The sequence below is a fragment of the Enteractinococcus helveticum genome, assembly GCF_020742345.1.
Classification (GTDB): Bacteria; Actinomycetota; Actinomycetes; order Actinomycetales; family Micrococcaceae; genus Yaniella; species Yaniella helvetica_A.
In genome coordinates this window covers 18,809-40,788 of the sequence record NZ_DYXC01000146.1, presented here as the reverse complement: position 1 = coordinate 40,788, position 21,980 = coordinate 18,809, and the positions used below count along the sequence as shown (strand labels likewise).

Annotated in this window: 16 protein-coding genes and 1 pseudogene; 11 read left to right on the top strand and 6 right to left on the bottom strand. The window is 54.9% G+C overall.

The window, feature by feature from the left end:
• The 3 genes and pseudogenes from K8V32_RS12880 to K8V32_RS12870 all read right to left on the bottom strand — a co-directional run.
• A pseudogene (locus tag K8V32_RS12880) lies at positions 1-360 on the bottom strand (3-oxoacyl-ACP synthase III); the annotation flags it as partial.
• A gap of 167 nt (positions 361-527) precedes the next feature.
• Positions 528-1,457: a M56 family metallopeptidase gene (locus K8V32_RS12875; RefSeq protein WP_303908213.1), complete on the bottom strand. Its 930-nt coding sequence runs from the start codon at positions 1,455-1,457 to the stop codon at positions 528-530.
• A gap of 60 nt (positions 1,458-1,517) precedes the next feature.
• Positions 1,518-1,895, bottom strand: a complete 378-nt coding sequence (locus K8V32_RS12870) for a BlaI/MecI/CopY family transcriptional regulator (RefSeq protein ID WP_303908210.1) — start codon at positions 1,893-1,895, stop codon at positions 1,518-1,520.
• Between the two features lie 271 nt (positions 1,896-2,166).
• Here K8V32_RS12870 and K8V32_RS12865 point away from each other — a divergent pair, with 271 nt between their 5' ends.
• Genes K8V32_RS12865 through cydC form a run of 3 tightly spaced genes read left to right on the top strand, consistent with a single transcriptional unit; the run spans position 2,167 to position 8,380 of the window.
• Positions 2,167-3,741, top strand: coding sequence for a cytochrome ubiquinol oxidase subunit I (locus tag K8V32_RS12865; protein ID WP_303908207.1), 1,575 nt, complete (start codon positions 2,167-2,169; stop codon positions 3,739-3,741).
• A 38-nt stretch (positions 3,742-3,779) separates the two neighbouring features.
• Positions 3,780-4,799, top strand: coding sequence for a cytochrome d ubiquinol oxidase subunit II (gene cydB / locus K8V32_RS12860; protein WP_303908204.1), 1,020 nt, complete (start codon positions 3,780-3,782; stop codon positions 4,797-4,799).
• A 41-nt stretch (positions 4,800-4,840) separates the two neighbouring features.
• Positions 4,841-8,380: a thiol reductant ABC exporter subunit CydC gene (gene cydC / locus K8V32_RS12855; RefSeq protein WP_303908200.1), complete on the top strand. Its 3,540-nt coding sequence runs from the start codon at positions 4,841-4,843 to the stop codon at positions 8,378-8,380.
• A gap of 27 nt (positions 8,381-8,407) precedes the next feature.
• Here cydC and K8V32_RS12850 read toward each other — a convergent pair whose 3' ends face one another.
• The gene (locus tag K8V32_RS12850) at positions 8,408-10,939 is read right to left on the bottom strand and encodes a DNA gyrase/topoisomerase IV subunit A (RefSeq protein WP_303908198.1); all 2,532 of its coding nucleotides are present in this window, start codon (positions 10,937-10,939) and stop codon (positions 8,408-8,410) included.
• 55 nt (positions 10,940-10,994) lie between these two features.
• Between K8V32_RS12850 and K8V32_RS12845 the strand changes: the two genes are divergently transcribed.
• Genes K8V32_RS12845 through K8V32_RS12835 form a run of 3 tightly spaced genes read left to right on the top strand, consistent with a single transcriptional unit; the run spans position 10,995 to position 15,529 of the window.
• Positions 10,995-13,748, top strand: coding sequence for a bifunctional acetate--CoA ligase family protein/GNAT family N-acetyltransferase (locus K8V32_RS12845; RefSeq protein ID WP_303908196.1), 2,754 nt, complete (start codon positions 10,995-10,997; stop codon positions 13,746-13,748).
• Positions 13,749-13,775: 27 nt separating this feature from the next.
• Complete coding sequence (locus tag K8V32_RS12840) at positions 13,776-14,363, top strand: DUF5998 family protein (protein ID WP_303908193.1); 588 nt, start codon at positions 13,776-13,778, stop codon at positions 14,361-14,363.
• The gene (locus K8V32_RS12835) at positions 14,360-15,529 is read left to right on the top strand and encodes an alkaline phosphatase family protein (protein WP_303908190.1); all 1,170 of its coding nucleotides are present in this window, start codon (positions 14,360-14,362) and stop codon (positions 15,527-15,529) included. Before K8V32_RS12840 ends, K8V32_RS12835 begins: the two co-directional genes overlap by 4 nt.
• A gap of 39 nt (positions 15,530-15,568) precedes the next feature.
• Here K8V32_RS12835 and sepH read toward each other — a convergent pair whose 3' ends face one another.
• Positions 15,569-16,810, bottom strand: coding sequence for a septation protein SepH (gene sepH, locus K8V32_RS12830; protein WP_303908186.1), 1,242 nt, complete (start codon positions 16,808-16,810; stop codon positions 15,569-15,571).
• 298 nt (positions 16,811-17,108) lie between these two features.
• Between sepH and K8V32_RS12825 the strand changes: the two genes are divergently transcribed.
• Positions 17,109-17,408, top strand: a complete 300-nt coding sequence (locus tag K8V32_RS12825) for a DUF4193 domain-containing protein (protein ID WP_043057917.1) — start codon at positions 17,109-17,111, stop codon at positions 17,406-17,408.
• 108 nt (positions 17,409-17,516) lie between these two features.
• Here the strand turns inward: K8V32_RS12825 and K8V32_RS12820 are convergent, their stop codons facing one another.
• Positions 17,517-18,125 carry a DUF3093 domain-containing protein gene (locus tag K8V32_RS12820; protein ID WP_303908183.1) on the bottom strand — a complete coding sequence of 203 codons (609 nt, stop codon included), beginning with the start codon at positions 18,123-18,125 and terminating at the stop codon, positions 17,517-17,519.
• A 114-nt stretch (positions 18,126-18,239) separates the two neighbouring features.
• Here K8V32_RS12820 and dut point away from each other — a divergent pair, with 114 nt between their 5' ends.
• The 4 genes from dut (at position 18,240) to K8V32_RS12800 (ending at position 21,902) form a co-directional block, all read left to right on the top strand.
• The gene (gene dut / locus K8V32_RS12815; RefSeq protein WP_303908180.1) at positions 18,240-18,728 is read left to right on the top strand and encodes a dUTP diphosphatase; all 489 of its coding nucleotides are present in this window, start codon (positions 18,240-18,242) and stop codon (positions 18,726-18,728) included.
• Positions 18,729-18,770: 42 nt separating this feature from the next.
• Positions 18,771-19,478 carry a DUF3710 domain-containing protein gene (locus K8V32_RS12810; RefSeq protein WP_303908177.1) on the top strand — a complete coding sequence of 236 codons (708 nt, stop codon included), beginning with the start codon at positions 18,771-18,773 and terminating at the stop codon, positions 19,476-19,478.
• 21 nt (positions 19,479-19,499) lie between these two features.
• Positions 19,500-20,279: a DUF3159 domain-containing protein gene (locus tag K8V32_RS12805; protein WP_303908174.1), complete on the top strand. Its 780-nt coding sequence runs from the start codon at positions 19,500-19,502 to the stop codon at positions 20,277-20,279.
• Between the two features lie 144 nt (positions 20,280-20,423).
• Positions 20,424-21,902, top strand: a complete 1,479-nt coding sequence (locus K8V32_RS12800; RefSeq protein WP_303908171.1) for a class I SAM-dependent RNA methyltransferase — start codon at positions 20,424-20,426, stop codon at positions 21,900-21,902.
• Positions 21,903-21,980: the final 78 nt, after the last annotated feature.

The window sequence follows — 21,980 nt, the reverse complement described above, 5'->3', positions numbered from 1 at the left end:
AGCCCATGGCGCCAGGCCCATCGTGTTGTGGATTTGTACCGAGACAGCGGGTTCAAGCTGGGTGCGAGTCACCGAGGTGTTGATGAGCAGCCCGACAGCGTCAGGAGAGACTCCGGCCTCGGCCAGGGCTTTGACCCCGGCTTGGGCTGCCCCGTGGACGTAGTCTTCCGGACCTTCCCACATTCGACGGGCCGTGACCCCTGCGACACGTTCTAAAAGCCGTTTTGGAAGGCGGAGGCGTTTGAGCACGGCCGCGAGTCGTTCGTCGAGCATATCCGATGTGACTTCTAACGGAGCGGTCACTTCGACCACAGAGAGTAAAGCCGCGTTGTGGTGAATTGAAACCGCATTAGAACTCACGTTGGACTGTCCATTTCTGTGTACTTGCATCGAAACTGGTGCTCGAGTTTCAGTCTCTTGACTTGTCATAACTTCTCAGCTTAGCGCGGTTTTTAACCCCGCGCGATTCCCGTGAGGTCTCATCACCTTGCAGCATAGTTTCTCCTGCAGTGGACCCAATGTTTGGGTTACACCAAACTGAAGAATGCCGGCACCGTGATCACTAAGATCGCGAGAAATACGACCAGGCCAACCTTACCTGAACTCAACGCGTCTTCGGGATCTAACAGACGCAGCAGCCGTCGAGATGTCGGGGTGTCATCTATTGCCTTAGATGGGAGGGCTTCGGCTGTGAAAGTTTCGGTCGTATTAATTGTATGAACCAGGGCAGTGGTGAGGTCTGTTTGCCGATGTTGCATCAGAGCCGCATCATCGGCCAAAATTTCGGTGAGCTCGGTAACTTCGTTCACGGCAACACTAGTGACTGGGAGCCATGGTGCAGCCTTGTGCCAGGCCTGAAACGCCAGACGCAGCAGATCGTGGCGTTGTGTCAGGTGGGCGGCTTCGTGTGACAGGACTGCTTTGAGCTGTGGCGTTGACAGTGTATCCAGCAACCCCTGAGAAACAATCGTTAGAGGTTGATTAGACCCTGGCAGGCAATACGCCAGAGGATGATCCACCGGGAGCACACGGGTGGTTTGAGCCGAGTGTGAACCGTCGAGCAACTCACGGTCATGTTCCTGCAAAGAGGCTGATAACAGTTCGACGAATTCACGATGCTTCTTGCGTTGAGTAAAGGTTCGATATGCGGTGTGCACCAGCACAAGGGCGAGGTGTCCAAAGATGATGAACCCCAGCGTAATGGCGGCAAAGCTTAATGGATGCCATCGTGGATCGTAGGCCAGGCCTTCGAACCCTTTGGCTTGGAAGACGCGCCATAGCTCGGAACCTGCACTAATAATGCCCGCTCCAAAGGGCTGCAGCCCCCAGGTCAGGGGTGCTGTGACTAAGGACAGGCCACCGCTGATGCCGATGGCTTGCCAGAGGATCAGTGCTGCACCTGGTGCGCGAGAGGGCCACTTGGCTTGTTGTAGCCACAGTGGCGCAGGCCAGGCCAATAAGATTGCTAGGACTGCAAGCCCGTACGGTGTCAGAACAGATCTCCCGTCGAATGGTATTTACTGGTCGCGCGAGCTGAGTAGCTGCTGGACTTTTTGTGCATCCGACGGGTTGATGCCACCAATAAATCGTGCCAACACGGCATGTTTGTCCACGGCCGAACCCAGCACGTTATTCAATAACTGTACGGTGTGTTCTTCGCGAGAGGTTGCGGCGGAGAATTCGTGAGGTCGGCGGGCATCATCTTTGACGACAAAACCTTTTTTGTGCAACCGTCCAAGCACTGTGAGTACCGTGGTGATCGCCGGGCCACTTTCATGGCGTTGAGCCAGTAGTTCGCGCACCTGGTTTGCGGTCATCGGCTCGGCTGCATCCCACAGCAAATCCATAATTGCTTGTTCAAGTTCGCCCAATGAGATCCCTTCTATCTTCGTCACCAACGCAGCTGGTCTCCGTGATGACCGGCCGAATGAAGCGTCCGTGGTGAGTTCGTCATTACATTGTAGCGGGGTTGTGCCAAAATTTTCTACGTCATGTAGAAGCATGATTTCTACAATGTGTAGAAATGTGGTTATGATGAGTGTGGATTGGCTGAAAGCAGCCGGTGTATCTGCGCCCAACGAACTAAAATGTACAAGTGGCGTAGTGCAAGTGTACTTTCCTACGTTTCGATCACCAGTAAGTTGTGCTGGTGGGGGAGGGACCCTGATGGATCCTCTTGAGGTAGCTCGGTGGCAGTTCGGGATCACAACGGTCTACCACTTCTTGATGGTGCCGTTGACCATTGGCCTGGGCATCGTCCTAGTCGCAATGCAAACCGCCTGGCATCGAACAGGTAAAGAACATTACCTGCGGATGACCAAGTTCTGGGGCAAAATCTTCATGATTAACTTCATCATGGGTGTTGCCACCGGTCTGGTCCAAGAATTTCAATTCGGTATGGCTTGGAGTGAGTACTCTCGGTTTGTCGGCGATGTCTTTGGTGCGCCGTTGGCCTTGGAAGCACTCCTTGCCTTCTTTTTAGAATCGGTCTTCATCGGTATTTGGGTCTTTGGCTGGGGACGTGTAAACCCCCGAGTCCACTTGGCGGCCCTATGGCTGGCCGTACTGGGGTCTGTGATCTCTGCGTACTTTATTCTGGCCGCCAACGCATTCATGCAACATCCCGTTGGCATTGAACTCGTTGACGGGCGCGCCGAAATGGTGGATTTCTGGGCTGTGATGACCAACTCGACCTTGCTGCTCCATTTCCCGCACACCATTTTTGGGGCGCTGGCAGTTGCCGGATCGATGCTATTAGGCATCGCCTGGTATCACCTATGGAAGCGCCGCAAAGACGGCATCGATACGGTTGATGAACAGGGCTACGTCGTCGTGGGCTCATCGGGTTCTAAAGCCCGGGACGAAGCAGACTACCGTGGCTGGCGTTCATCATTTCGCTGGGGCGGTTGGATAGCCATTGTGGCCTTTTTAGGTACTGCCTTTACCGGGCACGCCCAGGCTCAGATGATGATCGAACAACAGCCACTGAAAATGGCCTCAGCCGAAGCCGCCTGTCACGATGGCACTGGATTCTCCGTGTTGTCAGTTGCTAGCGGCGACAGCGGCGGTGCAACGACCTGTGACGACGTTGTCGGGGTATTTGAAATCCCGGGGCTGTTGTCCTTCCTTGCCCACAACGATTTCACTACTCCGGTTGAAGGCGTTAACACCCTGATCCCGAAGTATGAAGAAGCCTACGGCACTCACCTGCCCGACGATCCACGCTACGGTGAACGCGCCGGGGCAGAGATCGAATACCTGCCGATCATGGAAGTCACCTACTGGGGCTTCCGTTTGATGATCACCTTTGGTGGAATCGCCGCACTGGCAGCAGCCATCGGCCTGTTCATTGGTCGAAAGGGCACCGTACCGCACGACAAGACGCTGATGAATATGGCCTGGCTTTCGATTCTAGCGCCATTTGCCGCCAACTCGACCGGTTGGATCTTCACTGAGATGGGCCGTCAACCATTTACCGTGGCGCCTAATCTCAACGGTGTTGACCAGGTGTGGCAATTTACTGCGGCGGCAGTGTCTCCCGGAGTCAGTGGTGAGGAGATCTTGTTCTCGCTGATTGCTCTGACGCTCATCTATGCGCTGTTGCTCGTGGTCGAAATTGTGCTGTTAGTCCGTTATACCCGGGGTGGTCACCCGGCGGCTATGCCGGAACTGTTGGCCGATGAACACCATGACGATGACGGCGATAAACCATCGTCCGACGTGTTGTCCTTCGCATACTGATGCGGGCCACAACAATAATAGAAAGGTAATACATTCTCATGGAATTTCTTCCAACGTTGTGGTTCATTCTGATCGCAGTGCTGTGGACCGGATATCTGGTGCTGGATGGTTTCGATCTGGGCGTGGGCATGCTGCTGAAAGGCTGGGCGAAAAACGAATCTCAGCGCCGCGTACTTCTCAATACGATCGGCCCGGTGTGGGACGGCAACGAGGTGTGGCTCATTACCGCAGCCGGAGCGACATTTGCGGCATTCCCGCATTGGTATGCCTCAATGTTTGCCGGGCTTTACATTCCGTTGACCATTGCACTGCTGGCGCTGATCTTACGCGCTGTCTCTATCGAATATCGCGGCAAATCCCATAGCCAACGTGCCCGTAATATTTGGGACTGGTGCATGGCCGGAGGCTCCTTTTTTGCAGCCTTCGCCATTGGCGCGATGCTGGCGCTGACCTCAACTGGGTTACCACTGAATGAATACGGCGACCGAATCGGCGGACCATTTTCATGGTTGAATGGCTGGGCTGTCATCGGTGGGCTGTCTGTGGTCGGCATCTCATTGGCCATGGGCTGGGCATTCCTGTCGCTGAAGACCTTGGGCGCGCCTCGCGAAGCCGGCAACTATCATCTGCGCCGCTACCTGCCGATCTACCTGGCGCCGGCTGCGATTTGGGTCATCGGTGTGGTGTTGCGTTATCCCAAGATCGCCTCAGTAAGCATGGTCGTGCTGGCGGTAATCGGGATGATCATCTCCTGGTTTGCCTCTCGCCAGCGCAAAGAAGGCCTCACCTTTATCGGCATGGCGATCTTCGTAGTCCTGGGTGTTGGAGCGATCTTTACCTCACTGTTTCCCAACGTCCTGCCGTCTACGATCGATGCGGCCTACAATCTCACGGTGACGTCTTCGTCCTCGTCGGATTACACTCTGACCATCATGGCGATTGTCACCGCGATCTTCTTACCGATCGTGCTGGCCTATTCCGTCTGGAGTTACTGGACGTTTCGCAAACGCCTTGGCGAACAGCACATCCCTGAATCCGCAGTGGTGACGCCGGTCTGATCCCAGAACTGCCTACCTCACGCACAGGACGTCGAGCCTTCATGGGGCTCGGCGTCCTCGCCGCGGTCAAACTCACCGGGTGGATCCTCATCGCCGTGGCCCTGGCCCGCGGTATCAGCCACCTGGCTGCCTCACTGCCCGCATCCGATGCCGCACAGCTGTTGCAGCTGCTGTTCAACTCACCGCGCACCTCACCGGGACTCATCGATTCCCTAGTGGAATACACCACCAGCAGCCATTTTCTAACCACTCTGGCGTTCGGCTTCAGTGGAGCCTTACTACGCGGACTGGCCCAATGGGGCCAACAGGTGCTGGCCACACGTGGGGCACTGGGTGAAAAAGAACACCTGCGTGAACAACTCGTCCGGCACCGTCTGGCCGCAGCAGGCGCTCACGCCGATCGGGCTGGTGAAGACACCATCCTGGCTTCCAAAGGCCTCGATGGGCTGGACGACTACTACACAGACTTCCTACCCGCACTGGTTTCGGCAGCAATCATCCCCTTCGGCTTGGGCATTTGGATCCTGGTGCACGACTGGGTCAGCGCCGTTATCCTCGTGTTGACCATCCCACTGATTCCCTTATTCATGATCCTGATTGGTCGTTTCACCGAACACCGCGTTGATGAGGCGGCCTCTGGTTTGCACAAACTTTCCCAACACCTGCTGGAATTAGCACGCGGTCTGCCTGTGCTGGTGGGACTGCGCCGGGCCGGAATGCAACGCAAAGCGCTGGCAGACGTGTCGAATAGCTATCAGCGCACCACAATGAACACGCTGAAAGCTGCGTTCATGTCGGGGCTGGCGCTCGAGCTGATTTCTACGTTATCGGTGGCTATTATTGCTGTCTTTATTGGTGTGCGCCTGGTCAATGGTTCCATGGAGCTCTACGCCGGCATCATGGTCCTGACGCTGGCCGCAGAAGTGTATCTGCCATTTCGGGATATCGGTTCGGCCTATCACTCCTCTGAGGACGGCGTGGACGCGCTCAAGCGGGCCAAAGCACAAATCAACCAGCCGGTGCCCCAAACGATGCGACAGCTGCTGGACACGAAAAACCGCCACGACGACGCCGTCGAATTGCGTGACATTACCATTGCTTATAAGGCGTTGCGTCGAATCGAGGACCCAACCTACACGGGTCCCGAATATCTGACACCGCAGCAATACGCTCAAACCAAACAGGATAAAGCCGACAGTGACGACGTCGAGGACACGGCATCGGTACCACGCTATGCGGTTGAAATACTAGAGCCGGTGGTCCGGGATTTCAACCTGCGCCTGACGCGTGGCCAGTACACGGTCTTTGGCGACGCTTCAGGCACCGGCAAGTCCACGGTGCTCAAAGCCCTGGCTGGCCTTTTGACCGATGCAGAAGCGACCTTTGACGGTCAAACCGTAGGGTTGACTGATCGCCCCCTGGCCTATTTGAGCCAGCATCCCACGTTTGTCAGCGACACCGTGCACGATGAACTCCTACTGGCCGCCCAAGCCATCCAACCAGCAGCGGAACATGAAACTGCGATGAGGTTGGGCCTGGAGTCGGCCGGACTGGCAGGATACCAAGCCCGCCGAATTGACGAGTTATCACCAGGGGAGCGACGTCGCCTCGGTTTTGCACGCGTGCTGGTCCGACTGCTCGTAGCGAGAGCCCAGGCCGAGTCACAAGGCGCATGGCTGGTAATACTGGATGAGCCCACCGCGCACCTCGACGCTCATTCGGCCGCCAGAATCCGTACTGTGCTGCGCGGACTGGCTGCTGGAACCTTACCGGATGGTTCCCACCTGCCGATCATCCTGCTGGTGTCCTCGCACGATGAACTGATCCATCACGATGCCCATCAACTGGTTGGCAACACCGTGGTGGGTGCGCAGTTCGAAATCGGCGGTGACGAAACTCCCGCCGAAAAAGTTGAGAGCAAACCCACCGTTGTGGATGTCGCGCCGCAGCCCTCGGTCAGCTTGATCGACTGGTTTTGTTTTCTGCCGCTGAATGAAGGCAAATTCATCAGTGGCATCGGATGGGCCGTGGCCGCACTATTATCGGCCGCACTATTATCGGCCCTATCGGGGTGGCTCATCGTCCAAGCCTCCTACGAGCCACCCATCTTATACCTGTTGGCCGTCATCGTCGCAGTACGGTTCTTCGGCATTGGACGAGCAGTGTTCCGATATGCCGAACGACTCGCCGTCCATGATGCAGTGTTGAGCTGGGCCAATCGCATCAGACTGAAAGTCTGGGATGTCCTGGGCAGTCAAGCCGGTCAGTGGAATCGACTCACCCGCTCCGGGGGTGCCTTATCGGTGCTGATTTCTGATGTTGATCAGCTCCGGGACGCCGTTCCCCGTGTTATTGTGCCGATCCCAGCGGCCATCATAACCTGGTTGGTGAGCACCGGCATTGTTGCCTATATGGCTCCCGGATCGTGGTGGCCAGCCCTCGTGTCCGGAATTCTCGCGTTTTGCGTGGTCCCGATTGTCGTACACTTCGTGGACGCAAAAACCACCACCCAGCTGGCGGATCACCGTACCTGGTTGGTTTCTGCCGTCTCCCGGTTATTCGGCTCAGCAGCTGACACCGCAGGCAACGGGATGGCCACCCGCGCCGCCGACCGCTTCGCAGCAGCCGATGCCCGTACATCCGCGCCCCTAAAACGCAGTAGCTTGGCTGCTGGGCTCGGGGAGGGACTGGCCACCATGATCTCGGCCTGGGCTGCGATTCAAACCATGTGGGTTGCCATCAGCAATGGTATTTCTGCACCGAATACCGCCCTGGTTGTGATGCTGATGCTTGCTCTGGCCGAACCCTTCGGATTATTTAGTCAGGCTGCCCGAGAATCTCGTCTCCTGAACCATCAATTGTCCAAACTCTTGCCTTTATTACAAGGAAACACCACGCCGGGTGCCGATTGGGTTGAAGTCGAAGACGTCACGGATACCGGAATTGACACGCTGCACCTTGACGACATCACGGTGGGATATCGACCAGATGCCCCGGTCGTATTGGATGGTTTATCCTTGACGGCGTCCAAGGGGGATTTCGTGGTGGTCACCGGTCCGTCGGGGTCCGGAAAATCAACACTGCTGGCTGTTTTGCTCGGATTCTTACAACCGCTGGATGGTACGTACCGGTTGACTGCCGCAACCAGTAATCCTGCCGAAGCGCTTCAACATGTGGCCTGGTGCCCTCAGGAAGCCTACCTATTTGATTCCACGTTGCGCTCGAATCTCGCCCTGGCCAGAGATCCAGCCCAGCGACCCACCGACGAAGAGCTCTTGGCGGTGCTTGACACCGTGGGACTCACCGACTGGTTAGCAAGTTCACCAGAAGGCCTCGACACCCGTCTGGGACCGTCAGGGCATTTCATTTCTGGCGGCCAACGTCAACGTGTAGCCGTAGCCCGGGCACTTCTAGCTGACGCCCAGGTCGTGTTGCTTGATGAGCCCACCGCCCACCTGGGAGTCGATGAGGCCGCTGCACTGATCGCCGACCTGCAAACTGCGCTGGCCAACAAAATCGTCATCATGGTCACCCACGACCAACGTTTCGCTTCGATGGCCGACTCCCTCCAACTGCACTAGGGCAGCCAGGGCAGTCACACCGTGCGGCTAGTCCTGATCAACGTCCTGGGATGGTAACACCGGCGAAGTACCCCGGCCGATCACCCCGATGGCCGAATCCAACATGATACCCGAGGCATCGCGTTCGGAGTGCTCCTGCGGCAAAGCTCGTGCCACCCCGCCGGTGGTCGAAGCCAGCGGGTGCGGTCCTGCCCATGCCAGTTCTAATGCAATCTCGCCGCGTAAGAACCGGTGAGCGCGCACCCCCTGGGTATTGCGGCCCTTAGCTGCAAACTCTTCCAGTGTCGTCACCTTGGCTGTCGGGGAAGCTTCCAACATGCCATCATCGGTCTTGGTGACGGTCACGACCACGGACTCGTCGAGTTCCAGCGCAGGAGCCACATTGAAGGACAACACCTGATCGTTGTCTACCAGTTTTATCCCGGCAATTCCGCCACCAGAACGCCCCTGCGGACGCACTAGCTCGGCCGCAAAGCGCAGCAGTTGACCTGATTCGGTAACAAATACCAACTGGTCGTTATCCTCGGGCGCTGCAGCAGCACCAACCACGGTGTCACCATCTTTGAGCGTAATGGCTTCAAACTCATCTTGGTTCAATGGCCAATCATCAGCACGCACCCGCTTGACGACACCATTGCGGGTCCCCAGCGCCAACACCCGATTCAACGGCACGATCGCAATGATCTTTTCCCCGCGCTGCACCGTAATGAAGTCACGAATTTTGACCCCATCGGTCATCGCAGGAGTCCCCGTGGCCTCTTGGAGCGCAGGAATCTCCACGACGTTGAGCCGAATAATCCGTCCAGTGTCCGTCAGGGCACCGACCTCGCCGCGTGCAGTCGTAGCTACCACAGAGGTATACACATCATGTCGACGACGGCGACCCTGGCCCGTCAGCGGTGTTTGATCTTTGGTGCGAAGCAAGCGACCCGATGCCGAGAGCACTACCCAGCAGGGATCATCTGGCACCAAGAGCGCGGATGCGGCCGCTGCACGATCAGCCTTTGATGACGACGCAGTCACAGCGGGCGCCAGCTCTTCGGACTTCACCAGTTTGGTACGGCGGGGATCATTAAATTTTTCGGCTATTTCGGCCAGTTCATTCGAAACCGTTTCGCGCAATACGGCATCCGAACCCAGAATCTTTTCCAACGCCTCAATGGCTGCCAGCAGATCATCACGCTCAGTTTCTAAATCGATACGCGAGAACTTCGTAAGCTGTCGTAAACGCAGTTCCAAAATGTGATTGGCCTGGATCTCGGTGAGATCAAAGACCATCATGAGCCGCTGGCGCGCAGCTGCGGCATCATCTGACGTGCGGATAATCTCAATGACTTCATCAATATCCACCAGGGCCAGTAACAAGCCCTCAACCAGGTGTAAACGGTCTTTGCGTTTGCCAAGGCGGTGCGCGGTACGACGGCGTACCACCGTGAGACGGTGATCGACATAGACGCTCAAGAGATCTTTCAACCCAAGTGTCTGGGGTTGACCATCAACCAGGGCTACATTATTGATCCCGAAGTTTTCTTCAAGCGGGGTGTGCTTGTACAGCTGAGCCAGCACCGCCTGAGGATTAAACCCGGCCTTAAGTTCAATGACGAGTTGCATCCCGTTGTGGCGATCGGTCAAGTCTACGACGTCAGCGATGCCCACCACTTTTTTCGCATTCACGGCGATTTTGAGTCGATCAATGATGCGCTCGGGACCGACTCCATAGGGCAGCTCAGTAACGACTAATCCAGTGCGCCGAGCAGAAACCTGTTCAACGTTTACGGTCGCGCGCATCGTAAACCGACCACGCCCGGTTTCATAGGCTTCCTTGATGCCATCCAGCCCTACGATGCGTGCTCCTGAGGGCAGATCCGGGCCGGGTACAAATTTCATCAGGGCCTTGGTATCGGCCTCTGGATACTTCAGTAAATGCCGGGCCGCAGCAATAACCTCACCTAGGTTGTGGGGTGCCATATTGGTGGCCATACCAACTGCAATACCTGCCGCACCATTGACTAACAGGTTCGGAAAAGCCGCGGGCAATACGCTAGGTTGTTGCATTTGGTTGTCATAATTGGGCTCAAAATCCACCGTATCTTCGGTCAGATCCGCCGTCATAGCCACCGCGGCCTGCGACATGCGAGCCTCGGTATACCGGGCGGCTGCCGGACCGTCGTCAAGGGAACCAAAGTTGCCGTGACCATCGACCAACGGCAAGCGTAGGTTGAAATCCTGGGCTAGACGAACCATCGCATCGTAAATGGCCGAGTCACCGTGGGGGTGGAGCTTACCCATCACTTCGCCGACCACGCGAGCAGATTTGACGTGGCCCTTATCCGGGGTCAGACCCATCTGGTTCATCATGTACAGAATGCGGCGTTGCACGGGTTTCAACCCGTCACGTGCATCAGGAAGGGCACGCGAGTAGATCACCGAATAGGCATACTCCAAAAAGGAGTGCTCCATTTCGGAAGCAACATCAATGTCGATAATGTTCTGGTCTTCGGTTGGTACCACTGCGGTACTCGAATTCCCCGAAGTCTTAGATTTTGAACGTTTTGACATCTGACCTTTCCCGTCACGTGGATACCACGTCCTGATTGTGGCTTAAGATAATTATATGGCTGAGCAGATAACCAAACGCCCCTATCCGGCCCACTGGGAAGCTGATGTGCTGCTGCGTGATGGCGCTACAGCCCGATTGCGACCGGTTTCCCCAGATGACGCCGAGGCATTACAAAAAATGCACGAGGGTCAATCCCAAGATTCTATCTACTTTCGCTACTTTACGTATAAGTCCCAGCTTTCAGCCAAAGAACTCGAGCGTTTCACCGTAGTTGATTACGTGGACCGCGTCGCATTTGTGATCCTACTTGGTGATGAACTCTTGGGGATCGGACGTTATGACCGGCTCAGTGAATCAACTGAAGCCGAAGTGGCCTTCAATATAGCCGATGTCCACCAGGGCCGGGGTCTGGGGTCAATTCTTATAGAACACCTGGCCGCAGCTGCTCGAGAAAACGGTATCCGCTCGTTTGTGGCCGAAGTACTGCCAGAAAACCGCAAGATGCTCACCGTCTTTCAAGCTGCCGGTTTCGATATTAAACGATCCTTTGAGGACGGCGTAGTCGTTGTCGAATTCCCCGTTGACCCCACCGCTAGAGTCCGTGCTGTTATGGAAGCTCGTGAGCATCGTGCTGAAGCTCAATCCGTAGCCGAACTACTGCGACCTGAATCTATTGCGGTCATCGGTGCCTCCCGACAGTGGGGCTCGATTGGTTTTGCTCTGATTGAGAACATTATCGAAGGCGGGTATAGCGGACCCGTGTACGGGATTAATAAAGATGCCTTTGAAGTTGCCGGTATGATCTCGCGGAGCTCTCTGGCAGAGGTGCCCCAGCACATTGATTTGGCGGTTATCGCGGTCCCATATGACCAGATCCGATCGGTGGTGCAAGACTGCGCAGCACACGGAGTCAAAGGCTTGTTGATTGTCACCGATGGTTTTGATGGGGAAGAAGGACTCGCCGAACAACGCCGATTGGTTCGTGTGGCCCGTGCTCACGGTATGCGTGTTATTGGTCCAGCCTCGGCCGGGATCATCAATACGGATCCACAAATCAGCCTTAATGCTTCGGTATCACCGGCGCTACCGCAGCACGGGTCCATCGGATTATTCTCTCAGTCAGCTCCCATCGGAGCGATGCTATTTACCGCCGCATCCCAGCGTGGCATCGGAATTTCATCGATGATTAATGCTGGCAACCGTGCAGATGTCTCAGGTAACGACGCCATGCAGTACTTAGAGGACGACCGCAGTACGAGTGCGGTGGGGCTGTATTTAGAATCCTTTGGTAATCCACGCAAATTCTCGCGCATCGTACGACGATTAGCGCGTAAGAAACCCGTCGTGGTGTCACGCTCCCACGGGATGGGTCGACGAATCCCACCGGGACACGCCACCCGGACTACCGAGGCTCCGCGCGGCACAGTACCATCCATGTTGCGCCAAGCCGGGGCAATTGAAACCGATAGCTACACCGCCATGATGGATATTTTGCAGGTGCTGGCCTGTCAACCGGTACCCGCTGGGCCACGATTGACAGTGATCGGCAATGCACCGGCCTTGAACCGTTTGGCCGTGGAGAACGCACGCACCGCAGGTTTGGAGATTGTCGGCGTTCAAGACGTTCGGATGCTTGATGCCGAACATCCCGTTGAAGAAACCATCCAAGCCGTGACGCAGGCTGTTGACACGGTGGTTCAATCTGGACAAACTGACGCGATCATCGTGTTGGTGCAATCGGGTATGTACCAGCTGGAAGGGGACGCGACCAGAGTTGCTCATGCGATCAACGAGGTTGCTGGGGATACTGATGTGACCATCATGGCGTCGTTTACCTCAGTGCTGGAAAAGAATTTCCGACCAACATCGGTAATCAGCAATGGCCAACTCCGCCAAGGTCCGGTCGATGAGGGTGACGACGCCGAGCGCGTGAAACCCAAACAATTTGGTCTGCCCATTTATGCCTCGGCAGAACAGGCTGTACACGTGCTGTCCGAGTTGGTCCAATACCGTGCATGGCGTGAAGCTGAGCGTGGCATTGCGATCGAATATGAAGACATTGATCGGTATAAAGCAGAAGAACTGGTCAATGAGTGGACCCAGGATGCCACCGGCACCGAACTGGTGAAATTGACCCGAGCCCAGACCGATGAACTGCTGGAGTGTTACGGTATTAGTGTATTGCCGTCGCGTCGTTTCCAAACCACCGATGAAGCCCTGGAATACGCTGAGGAATTCGGGTATCCGGTAGCACTGAAAGCTGATAACACCATTTTGCGCCACCGGTTAGATCTTGGTGGTGTGCGACTCAATATCGAAACCTCAGACGGTTTGCGAGCCAATATTGAGTCCATGCGTGAGGTACTTGCCCCGTATGGTTCCCCATCAATTGAGGTGCAAGCAATGGCACCAGCAGGACAAGGATGTATCGTTGCTGCCGTAGAGGACCCGCTGGTTGGACCGGTGATCTCCTTTGGCATCTCAGGTGATGCAGTTGAGCTACTTGATGACTGGGTGCACGTAGTGCCGCCGCTGTCTGACCAGGACCTAGAACGACTTATCCGAACACCCCGTGCTTCGGCTAAACTATTTGGTTACGGTGATATCCCAGCGGTCGACGTTGAGGGGATCAAAGACCTCCTGGCACGCGTGTCACAGCTCAAAGATGATCTTCCCCAGGTTGCCCGCATAAAATTCAATCCGCTGCTTGCTGCTTCGGAAGCCACCACCGTATTGAAAGCAGAAATCTATATTGCAAATGCTGCAATACGTACCGACTCGGCACGCCGTGCGCTGCTGAATAATTAATCGTGCAAAGGACAAAAACACATTAAGATGCCTTATCCCGTATTGCCAACTGATTTGGCACTCGACATTCAACGTGCTGGTTTCTACCCGCAGCTCGTGGCCGATGTAATGGGCCAACAACTTGGTGACCGGGAGATTCTGAGTCACTATGTACACGTCGAAACCCACTTCAGCTATGATGACCTGCACCGACACATCACGGTTTTGGTGCTGGCTCAAGGTAGTCTGCTGGCAGCCCTGCACCTCAACGATCTCGAAGATGAAATGGAAATGGGCCCGGCCAAGGCTTCGGTAGCTACCGAAATTATCCCGCTGTCTAAAGTCCGTTCCTGTGTTGTAACTACCGGCTATGATAATCCGCAAAATTATCAGCCCGGCGATCCACCTTCGGAAGTCACCCTGGTGCTCAGCTGGGCCGGAGGTGCGCGCATGGAATTCGTACCTAATTTGTGTGATGATCCTAACTGCGAAGCAGACCACGGCTATTTAGGAACACGCATCTCAGAAGATCTCGTGTTGCGCATTGCTGGGAAAGCCGATGGCCAAGAAGCCGTCAATAAAGCTCTGGTATTTGGCCGTAACCTTCGAGACGCGATCCTTGATAACGCCTCATGAATGCACTGACCCCTGCAGGCTATAGCTCCCAGCGAAACCTCACACACGTGGTACCTTCGCTTGCCGCAAGCCTTGGTGCACCATCACACAACCAATTGGCGTTACCGCAAGCATCGTCGGCGATTTTGCTGCTGGTTGATGGTCTCGGGTTGGAACAGCTTGAACACTATGCAGCCCACGCCCCATATTTCCGTCGGGTGATGAAATACCAAACGGTGGCCGAAACCGAAATGTCATCGGTCTATCCTTCCACGACTGCAACGGCGCTGTCCTCATTGGGTACAGCATTGTCGCCCGGCCAACACGGACTGGTAGGTTACGACGTCTATGACCCTGACCGGCAAGTAGTGATTAATCAACTTGGCGGCTGGGACGAACGGACCGATCCGGAAACTTGGCAATCAGCTCCAACGGTTTTTCAGCAACTCAACAAACAACGACAAGCGGGCGTTCACGACATTTGCCCCGTGACGATCTCGTTGTCGGCCTTTGAAGATTCGGCGCTGACCAGAGCCTCGTTAAAGGGACCTCGTTTTGTCGCAGCAGACGACCTTGGTGAACGTTTTATGCGGGCAGCTGAAGCGGTCCAGCAGCCGGGGAACCTGATCTATCTTTACGTGAATGAACTCGATAAAGCAGGTCACCAACACGGTCCGGGTTCTACGACCTGGTTGGAAGTTTTAGAAGAAATTGATTCGCAGGCTGGCCGCTTAATCCGAAAACTACCGACCAGCGCATTGCTGGCAGTCACCGGAGATCACGGCATGATCGAGGTGAGACCAGAACATCGGATCGATTTTTCTCAGCATGAAGAACTTATTGAGCATGTTGCTCACACCGCAGGTGAGCCACGTATGGTCCAGTTGCACTTTGACGCAGCAGCAACCGATGAGCAAAGACGAACGACAATGGAGGCATGGCTTCGCCGCTTCGGCGATCAAGCCTGGGTTGTAACTCGACAACAGGCGATTGAAAGCGGTTGGTTCGGCAATGTCTCACCGCGGGTTGAACAGCGGATCGGCGACATTTTGGTTGCTGGCTTCGAGCCAGTAGCCTTATACGACGGTAGGCGAGCGGCGCCACATAGTTTTCACATGGTTGGCCACCACGGAGCACCGACCTCGGCAGAAGTACGGGTACCATGGTTAGTGCTACAGGCGCCTTAAGCCGACGTCAGTACAGCTTAGCGCCAGAGTACGATACGGCTAAGAGTCTTTTCTTGTGCCGAAAATAATCTCGTCCCAACTTGGTACCGTAGGTCGTTTGCGTGAACGACCTTGCTGTTCAAGTTTCTTTGACTCGTCGCTGGGTGCCCCATCGTCAGTATCGGCAGAAGTCTCTGCCTGAACCGGGTGCGGTACTGGTGCATGTGCCTCTGATGGTGCTTCATCGTCGTCTGGCACAAATTCGCCTGCTACTACTTCACGTCCATCCCAATGTGCCGGGTCTTCTCCGTTGTCGTCGGACCAGGCGACTTCTACTTCGCTGGTAACTGCTGAAACCTCGTGGTCTAAATCGTCATAGTCTTCTGAGACGATTAGCTTAGGTCGGTGCGGAGTCGAGGGCTGTTCTTCGCGAGTAATCATCGCGGCTAATTCATCATCGGATTCTTCATCAACGCCTAGGCGCTGTCCGCGGCGAGCATGTAACACATCCAGGAGGTCTTCCTGTGCCTCATTATTCTGGCCGTGTGGTTCGCGTCCTGGACGTTGATCAGACTCAACATCAAACGGATGATCGCTTACCGTGGTGAACAAGCCCCGCGTGGACGTCGAAACCAACGGAGAGTCCGCAGGCCCAAATTCACTGAGTACCTGAGCCCAGTGATTGGCATTGTCCAGATGTTGGGACTGCAGTTTGTAATTCCACAATGCTGGGGGAGGATCTCCAATCGAGGAATCCGCCAAGCCTTGTACGGAAAAGTTGGCTGAAATAGTCCAGAGAGTGGAATCAGCATCCCGCCAGGCGTCCCACTCAAGGGTTTCAGGATCCAACCCCAGGGCTTCTAGTCGATGGCTCACCATTTCGCCAAGAAGCGCTGGTTCGTCCCCAAATACCGCTTCGTAGGCTTGGTTTCCAAGTTGTGGAGCCGCGACTTCAATGTCTTGAGCTTGGCGAGCAATCCAATCACGCTCAGCAATGATTGGTGTGGCGTACACCTCAAGGCTACTTCGATCGTAGTCGTGTTGCTCGGCAAGTTCGTCCACTGTCGCACCGGCGCGCAGCATCGACTGGATTTCGCGCGGAGAAAGCTCTTTGGCTGCCTCGTCGGCGGCGGCAGCTGATGGTCTGCCGATTGGTCGTGTGGCAGCGTTGCGCAACGCGTCGGTGATAGGCAGGTAAAACTCTTCACCGTCACTGTTAGACAAGACCAGCTCGTCTGCGTTATCAGCAACTCCCACTAAACGAAGCCGACGAGCGGAATCGTTCCTGATAGTTGAACCCATGCAAGGCCTCCGAACATTTACTGCTTCTGTGTGAACTCTGCCATGTATCCTGGTAAAATGCAGGGAATTTACGCGGTGTGGCGCATATTTTAGCGGTCATCTTAGCCACACTCTTGACATCTAGTGAACCCAATTTGCAAACTAGCCCTCAATAAGGTTAGATCACCACGAAACGCGAGACAGAATCCGCTTAAGGTGAATCTGCCTCGCAGCTGTTTACCTTCGTGATAGAACGTAGATCAGCATCTGAAAGAATGCATCAAAAATTGATGCGAACACCTAACCGAATGCGAGATTCATGGCTACGGATTACGACGCTCCCCGCAAGAACGACGAAGAGCTTCGCGAGGACTCCATTGAGGAATTACAGTCACGCCGCACTGACACACAGTCTGCTGTCGTAGACGAAGATGAAGCCGAAGCAGCAGAAGGATTCGAGCTGCCTGGTGCAGACCTGTCTGACGAAGAGCTCCAAGTGACTGTTCTTCCCGCTCAGCAAGACGAATTCACTTGTGCTTCATGCTTCTTGGTTCGTCACCGTTCGCAGGTCGCACTTGAAGAAGACGGTCTGCTGTACTGCACCGACTGCGAAGGCTAGCACCAGACGTCTGAGGCGCGACTGCGTAAAGCTTTTTGTCGATCAGATAACAAAGGGGCCTATCCGTGATGCTCACGGTTGCCCCTTTGCCTGTTTTAACAGTGAATATCAGCGCAGACCATTATCGTTTTGCTGTTTGCGATTGTCTTCAGCTTGTTCTGCTTCTAGCCGTTGTCGCTCGGCTTCGATTAACCATTCCGGAATATCTTCGTCGTCGGTTTGGGTAGCATCTACCACGTGCATGGAACCACCCAGCACAGAAACCAACTCTTCTGGGTTACGAGTCGAAGTCAACCAGTATGGGGTACGGTCCTGAGCATCTTCGATTTGAATGCGGACCACTGGTTTAATCCAGCTGCGAAGATGTAGGTAAGCCAACCCATGCAATTTTCGACCTCGCTGAGCAAACGCATCATCGCCTACATAACCGATCACCGCACCAACATGCTCGCGCTCAATGGTGGCACGTCCAACCTGTAGATGGGTAGTAGTCACGGTAACGTCCGAGGAAGAAGCAATTAGACCGAACGCTGCAATACCAGCCACAATCACACCAGACACAATGCCCCAGCCGATACTAAGGGGGGCTAAGGTAAGCCAACCAAGCGCTGCGGCAAGTAATACCAATAACCACATAGACCAAGAAGGCCGAAGCGTCTCATGATAGACGATCGGTGAACCTCCCGGCCCTATTCGTTTGTCCGCATTTTCTGTCATGATCTCCAGCCTACAGGCCTGGCCGAGCAGACTCCTATTTTGGGTGTTAACCACCGCCGACGACTAGACTGTGGATCGATAGTATTCAACATAAGCGCCAGGAGAGTGCACCGCATGCCGACTTCACCGTCTGACCATGATCGTTCCCCACATCAGCTCAACATTGAGCTGCAACTTTTGGACGACGGTATTGCGCTTCCTACCTATGCGCTCCCCGGTGACGCCGGAGCTGATCTGGTGACTACCATCAACGTCACGCTGGCTCCCGGTCAGCGTCAACTCGTTCCGACTGGTGTGGCCGTAGCTATCCCCAACGGTTTCGCCGGCTTCGTCCATCCTCGTTCCGGTCTGGCAACACGGCAAGGCCTGAGTATCGTTAATGCTCCGGGTACCATTGATGCCGGGTATCGAGGAGAAATAAAGGTGGCACTTATTAACTTGGATCCCAACGAATCCATTGAGCTCAAGCGCGGCGAACGCATCGCACAGTTGGTTATTCAACCGGTATATCAGGCTGAATTTACGGTCGTTCAAGAGCTTCCAAACTCCATTCGTCAGGATTCAGGTTTTGGTTCCACCGGTAGTTTCAGTGCTCGGCAATAAGTCGAAAGCGCCGACGGGAAGAATTTAAGGAGAAGTTATACGATGCTTTTTGGACGCAATAGACACGTTCAAACCGAAACTGTTGTCTTGCCTGAGCACCTACGGGACGCAGAAGACGACCCCGTCGCTGATCAACGTCCAGAAGGTCCTTTCGATATTTCCGAAGTTGATACCCACGACTTCAGCAAGGGCTACATGGACCTGGGGACAATCAAAGTTCCCTTGCGCAAAAATGTTTCTTATCGGTTAGAGCAGGAACAATCCAAGCAAAAAGTATTTGCTGTTTCAGCCGTTCATGACAATTCCACGCTGCAAATTCAAGCATTTGCTGCTCCGCGTTCCGGCGGTCAGTGGGAAGAAATTCGCCAAGAGATGTACGAGCAGAATAAGGGTGCTCAAGGAGCCTCGGTCACCGTCCAAGAAGGCGAATTTGGCAATGAACTGCTCATCCGAATTCCAGCTGAACTCCCAGATGGCCGTAAGGGCGAACGCATCGCACGATTCATTGGTATTGATGGCCCCCGGTGGATGATTCGCGCAATGCTTATGGGGAAGTCGGCAATCCAAAAAGACGAAGCCGACATACTGTACGACATTTTGAAAAATACCGTGATTGACCGCGGTGAACGTCCGCTACCTGCTCGTCAGATGCTGGAGCTGATACCACCTCAAAGCGTGGTGACGGCTATGCGAGAAGCTGCAGTCCGTCGACGTCAACAAGCAAAACAACAACCAGACGCCCAACAATAGACTCCGGTCAGGAACTGTTTATTGTATAACGAACCGGAAACGAGCACGGTCATGGACAACGCGGAACACGAGCCAATAAATAACAAAGAACCGCTCGAGCAAGTCGCCAAGAAGCTTGCTGGCCGAACCGCGGTGACAAGAGTAGGCGAACTCGACCTGCTGGCGTCAGTCGGTGGGATTCGCGGTATTGCCGAGGCTATTGTGCCGGCACTGGTCTTTCTCATCTCGTTTATCATCACCACCGACGTGTGGACTTCGGCACTTTTCGCGGTAGGTCTGGCAGCACTAGCCAGCCTAATGCGCCTTCTACAAAGACAACCGCTGACACAAGCCCTCGCCGGAGTCTTAGGTGTTGCGGTGTCGGCCGCAGTGGCATTGCTTCAAGATGATGCACGTGGCTATTATGTGATCGGTTTTTACATCTCGGCGGCATATGGGGCGGTCTTCGCATTGTCGATGGCTGTGAAATGGCCCATCATGGGTCTCATCTATGGATGGGTCCGTGGCGAAGGAATTGGCTGGCAAAAGAACCTCCTTCGTCGAAGAAAATACCAAATCGCAACGGCGTTGATGGTCCTGGTTTTTGGGGCTCGTTTGCTTGTCCAGCTCCCAATGTATTGGGCAGATGATGTTGTAGCTCTAGGGACGGCGCGTCTTGTAATGGGTGTGCCACTTTATGCTTTGGTCTTGTGGTTTGGCTGGTTGGTCTCAAAACCGGCCAAAGATCGACATATGACACGAGACCAATTTTCATCAGATACTAACACCCCAGGTGAGAGCGGGACTGAGCCAAGAATATGACCTTACACGTCACGGTGATACATCACACAATGCGAAGCGATACTATGGTGACTGGACATTGATAAATGAATTCCGCGTGAAATTCGGTCTGCCGAGTTTCACAATCCAGTACCACTCACACCAAGATTTGAAGCAGGGCGATCAATGACAAGCACAGGTTCACAAACTGCCGCGCATCTGGCAGCACATGACAAAGATGCTGGCCAGATCCTCACACTTGAAGTAGGCGCTATGGCTCATGGCGGGCATTGTGTCGCTCGACATGATGGACGAGTTGTTTTTGTACGTCATGCGATTCCAGGTGAAATCGTCAACGCGGCAGTAACATCAGGGGGAGAGGACGCCCGGTTCTGGCGTGCGGATACTGTGTCAGTCGTTCGGCCTTCCGAGTTTCGTCGTTCACACCAATGGAAGCTCGCAGATTCCATCCGCGCCCATGCCTCTGGCCGTTTCCCGGTTGGTGGCGCGGAATTTGGCCACATCACGTTAGAACATCAGCGCCGTCTTAAAGCACAAGTATTCCGTGACACGATGACACGTATTGGCAAACTCAACGTAGAAGCCGCAGTTGTAGGTATTGCCGAAGACGAACCCACTGGATTGCACTGGCGGACCCGCAATGCTTTCTCTGTAACTTCCACCGGCCGGTTGGCAATGAATGTGCATCGATCTGCCACAGTCGTCCCGGTACGCAATATTCCGCTGGGCGTTCGACAACTTGATGCCCTGCAGCTATGGGACATAGATTTCACAGGGGCGGCGCGTGTAGAAGTCGCCACGCCAGCTCACGGCGAAGAAGTCCTGGTGGTGATCTTCCCACTGGAGGCCGTTGCATCAAATAAGAAACAACTCGAGCAGCACATTGCGCAGTGGCGTAAACGCATGATCCACCTCCCAGCCAAGGTTTCGGTGGTCGTCGGCCTACGCAGCGAACAATTCGGGCCATTGGAGATGGTGCGACTACGCGGCCGAACCTGGTTGACCGAGGTGGTGGAAACAGAAGAATTCGGAAGCCACACATTCCGGGTATCGGGTGATGGTTTCTGGCAGGTGCACCGTGATGCTCCATCAACCCTGGTCGAAGCTGTCATCCACGCGTTGGATCCACAACCAGGTCAAGTTATCGCTGATTTATACGCCGGTGCGGGCCTCTTCTCCAAGTTCTTAGCGGACTCAGTTGGAAATAGCGGTGTCGTATTATCTGTTGAGGCTTCTCCCGGTGCATCGCGTGATGCACGGAAGAACTTGCACGACCAAAAACAGGCCTATGTGATCAATGGTCTCACCGACCGCATCATTGGGTCTTGGCTACAACGCCCGCAAGCTCCAGTGGCCAATGGTGGTCTAGACGGTCGTCGGGTCAATGCTGTGGTCCTTGACCCACCACGAGCAGGCGCAGGGCGAGCCACGATTACAAGAATTCATCAACTAGCTGCTGAAAAGATTGTTTATGTCTCGTGTGACCCGGCCTCGTTTGCCCGTGACACCAAATGGTTGGTAGAACACGGCTGGGAAATTGAAGACAGTACCATCTACGACCTGTTCCCAGATACTTATCACATGGAGACCGTAACAACATTTCGGCCCTCCGCTACATTGAGACAATCGCGAGACAGCGAGTAACTGGCGTTAGAATAAAGTTCACACCGCCCACGCATGCTCTGACCGGGCTGGGCGGTTCGCACCGGCAGTGCCCTGGCG

Excerpts from the sequence above, each read along its gene's own strand:
- K8V32_RS12835 (WP_303908190.1), top strand. The coding sequence starts at position 14,360 with ATGAATGCACTGACCCCTGCAGGCTATAGCTCCCAGCGAAACCTCACA.
- sepH (WP_303908186.1), bottom strand. The coding sequence starts at position 16,810 with ATGGGTTCAACTATCAGGAACGATTCCGCTCGTCGGCTTCGTTTAGTG.
- K8V32_RS12825 (WP_043057917.1), top strand. The coding sequence starts at position 17,109 with ATGGCTACGGATTACGACGCTCCCCGCAAGAACGACGAAGAGCTTCGC.
- cydC (WP_303908200.1), top strand. The coding sequence starts at position 4,841 with ATGGGGCTCGGCGTCCTCGCCGCGGTCAAACTCACCGGGTGGATCCTC.
- K8V32_RS12865 (WP_303908207.1), top strand. The coding sequence starts at position 2,167 with ATGGATCCTCTTGAGGTAGCTCGGTGGCAGTTCGGGATCACAACGGTC.
- K8V32_RS12840 (WP_303908193.1), top strand. The coding sequence starts at position 13,776 with ATGCCTTATCCCGTATTGCCAACTGATTTGGCACTCGACATTCAACGT.
- cydB (WP_303908204.1), top strand. The coding sequence starts at position 3,780 with ATGGAATTTCTTCCAACGTTGTGGTTCATTCTGATCGCAGTGCTGTGG.
- K8V32_RS12850 (WP_303908198.1), bottom strand. The coding sequence starts at position 10,939 with ATGTCAAAACGTTCAAAATCTAAGACTTCGGGGAATTCGAGTACCGCA.
- K8V32_RS12845 (WP_303908196.1), top strand. The coding sequence starts at position 10,995 with ATGGCTGAGCAGATAACCAAACGCCCCTATCCGGCCCACTGGGAAGCT.
- K8V32_RS12820 (WP_303908183.1), bottom strand. The coding sequence starts at position 18,125 with ATGACAGAAAATGCGGACAAACGAATAGGGCCGGGAGGTTCACCGATC.
- K8V32_RS12810 (WP_303908177.1), top strand. The coding sequence starts at position 18,771 with ATGCTTTTTGGACGCAATAGACACGTTCAAACCGAAACTGTTGTCTTG.
- K8V32_RS12800 (WP_303908171.1), top strand. The coding sequence starts at position 20,424 with ATGACAAGCACAGGTTCACAAACTGCCGCGCATCTGGCAGCACATGAC.
- dut (WP_303908180.1), top strand. The coding sequence starts at position 18,240 with ATGCCGACTTCACCGTCTGACCATGATCGTTCCCCACATCAGCTCAAC.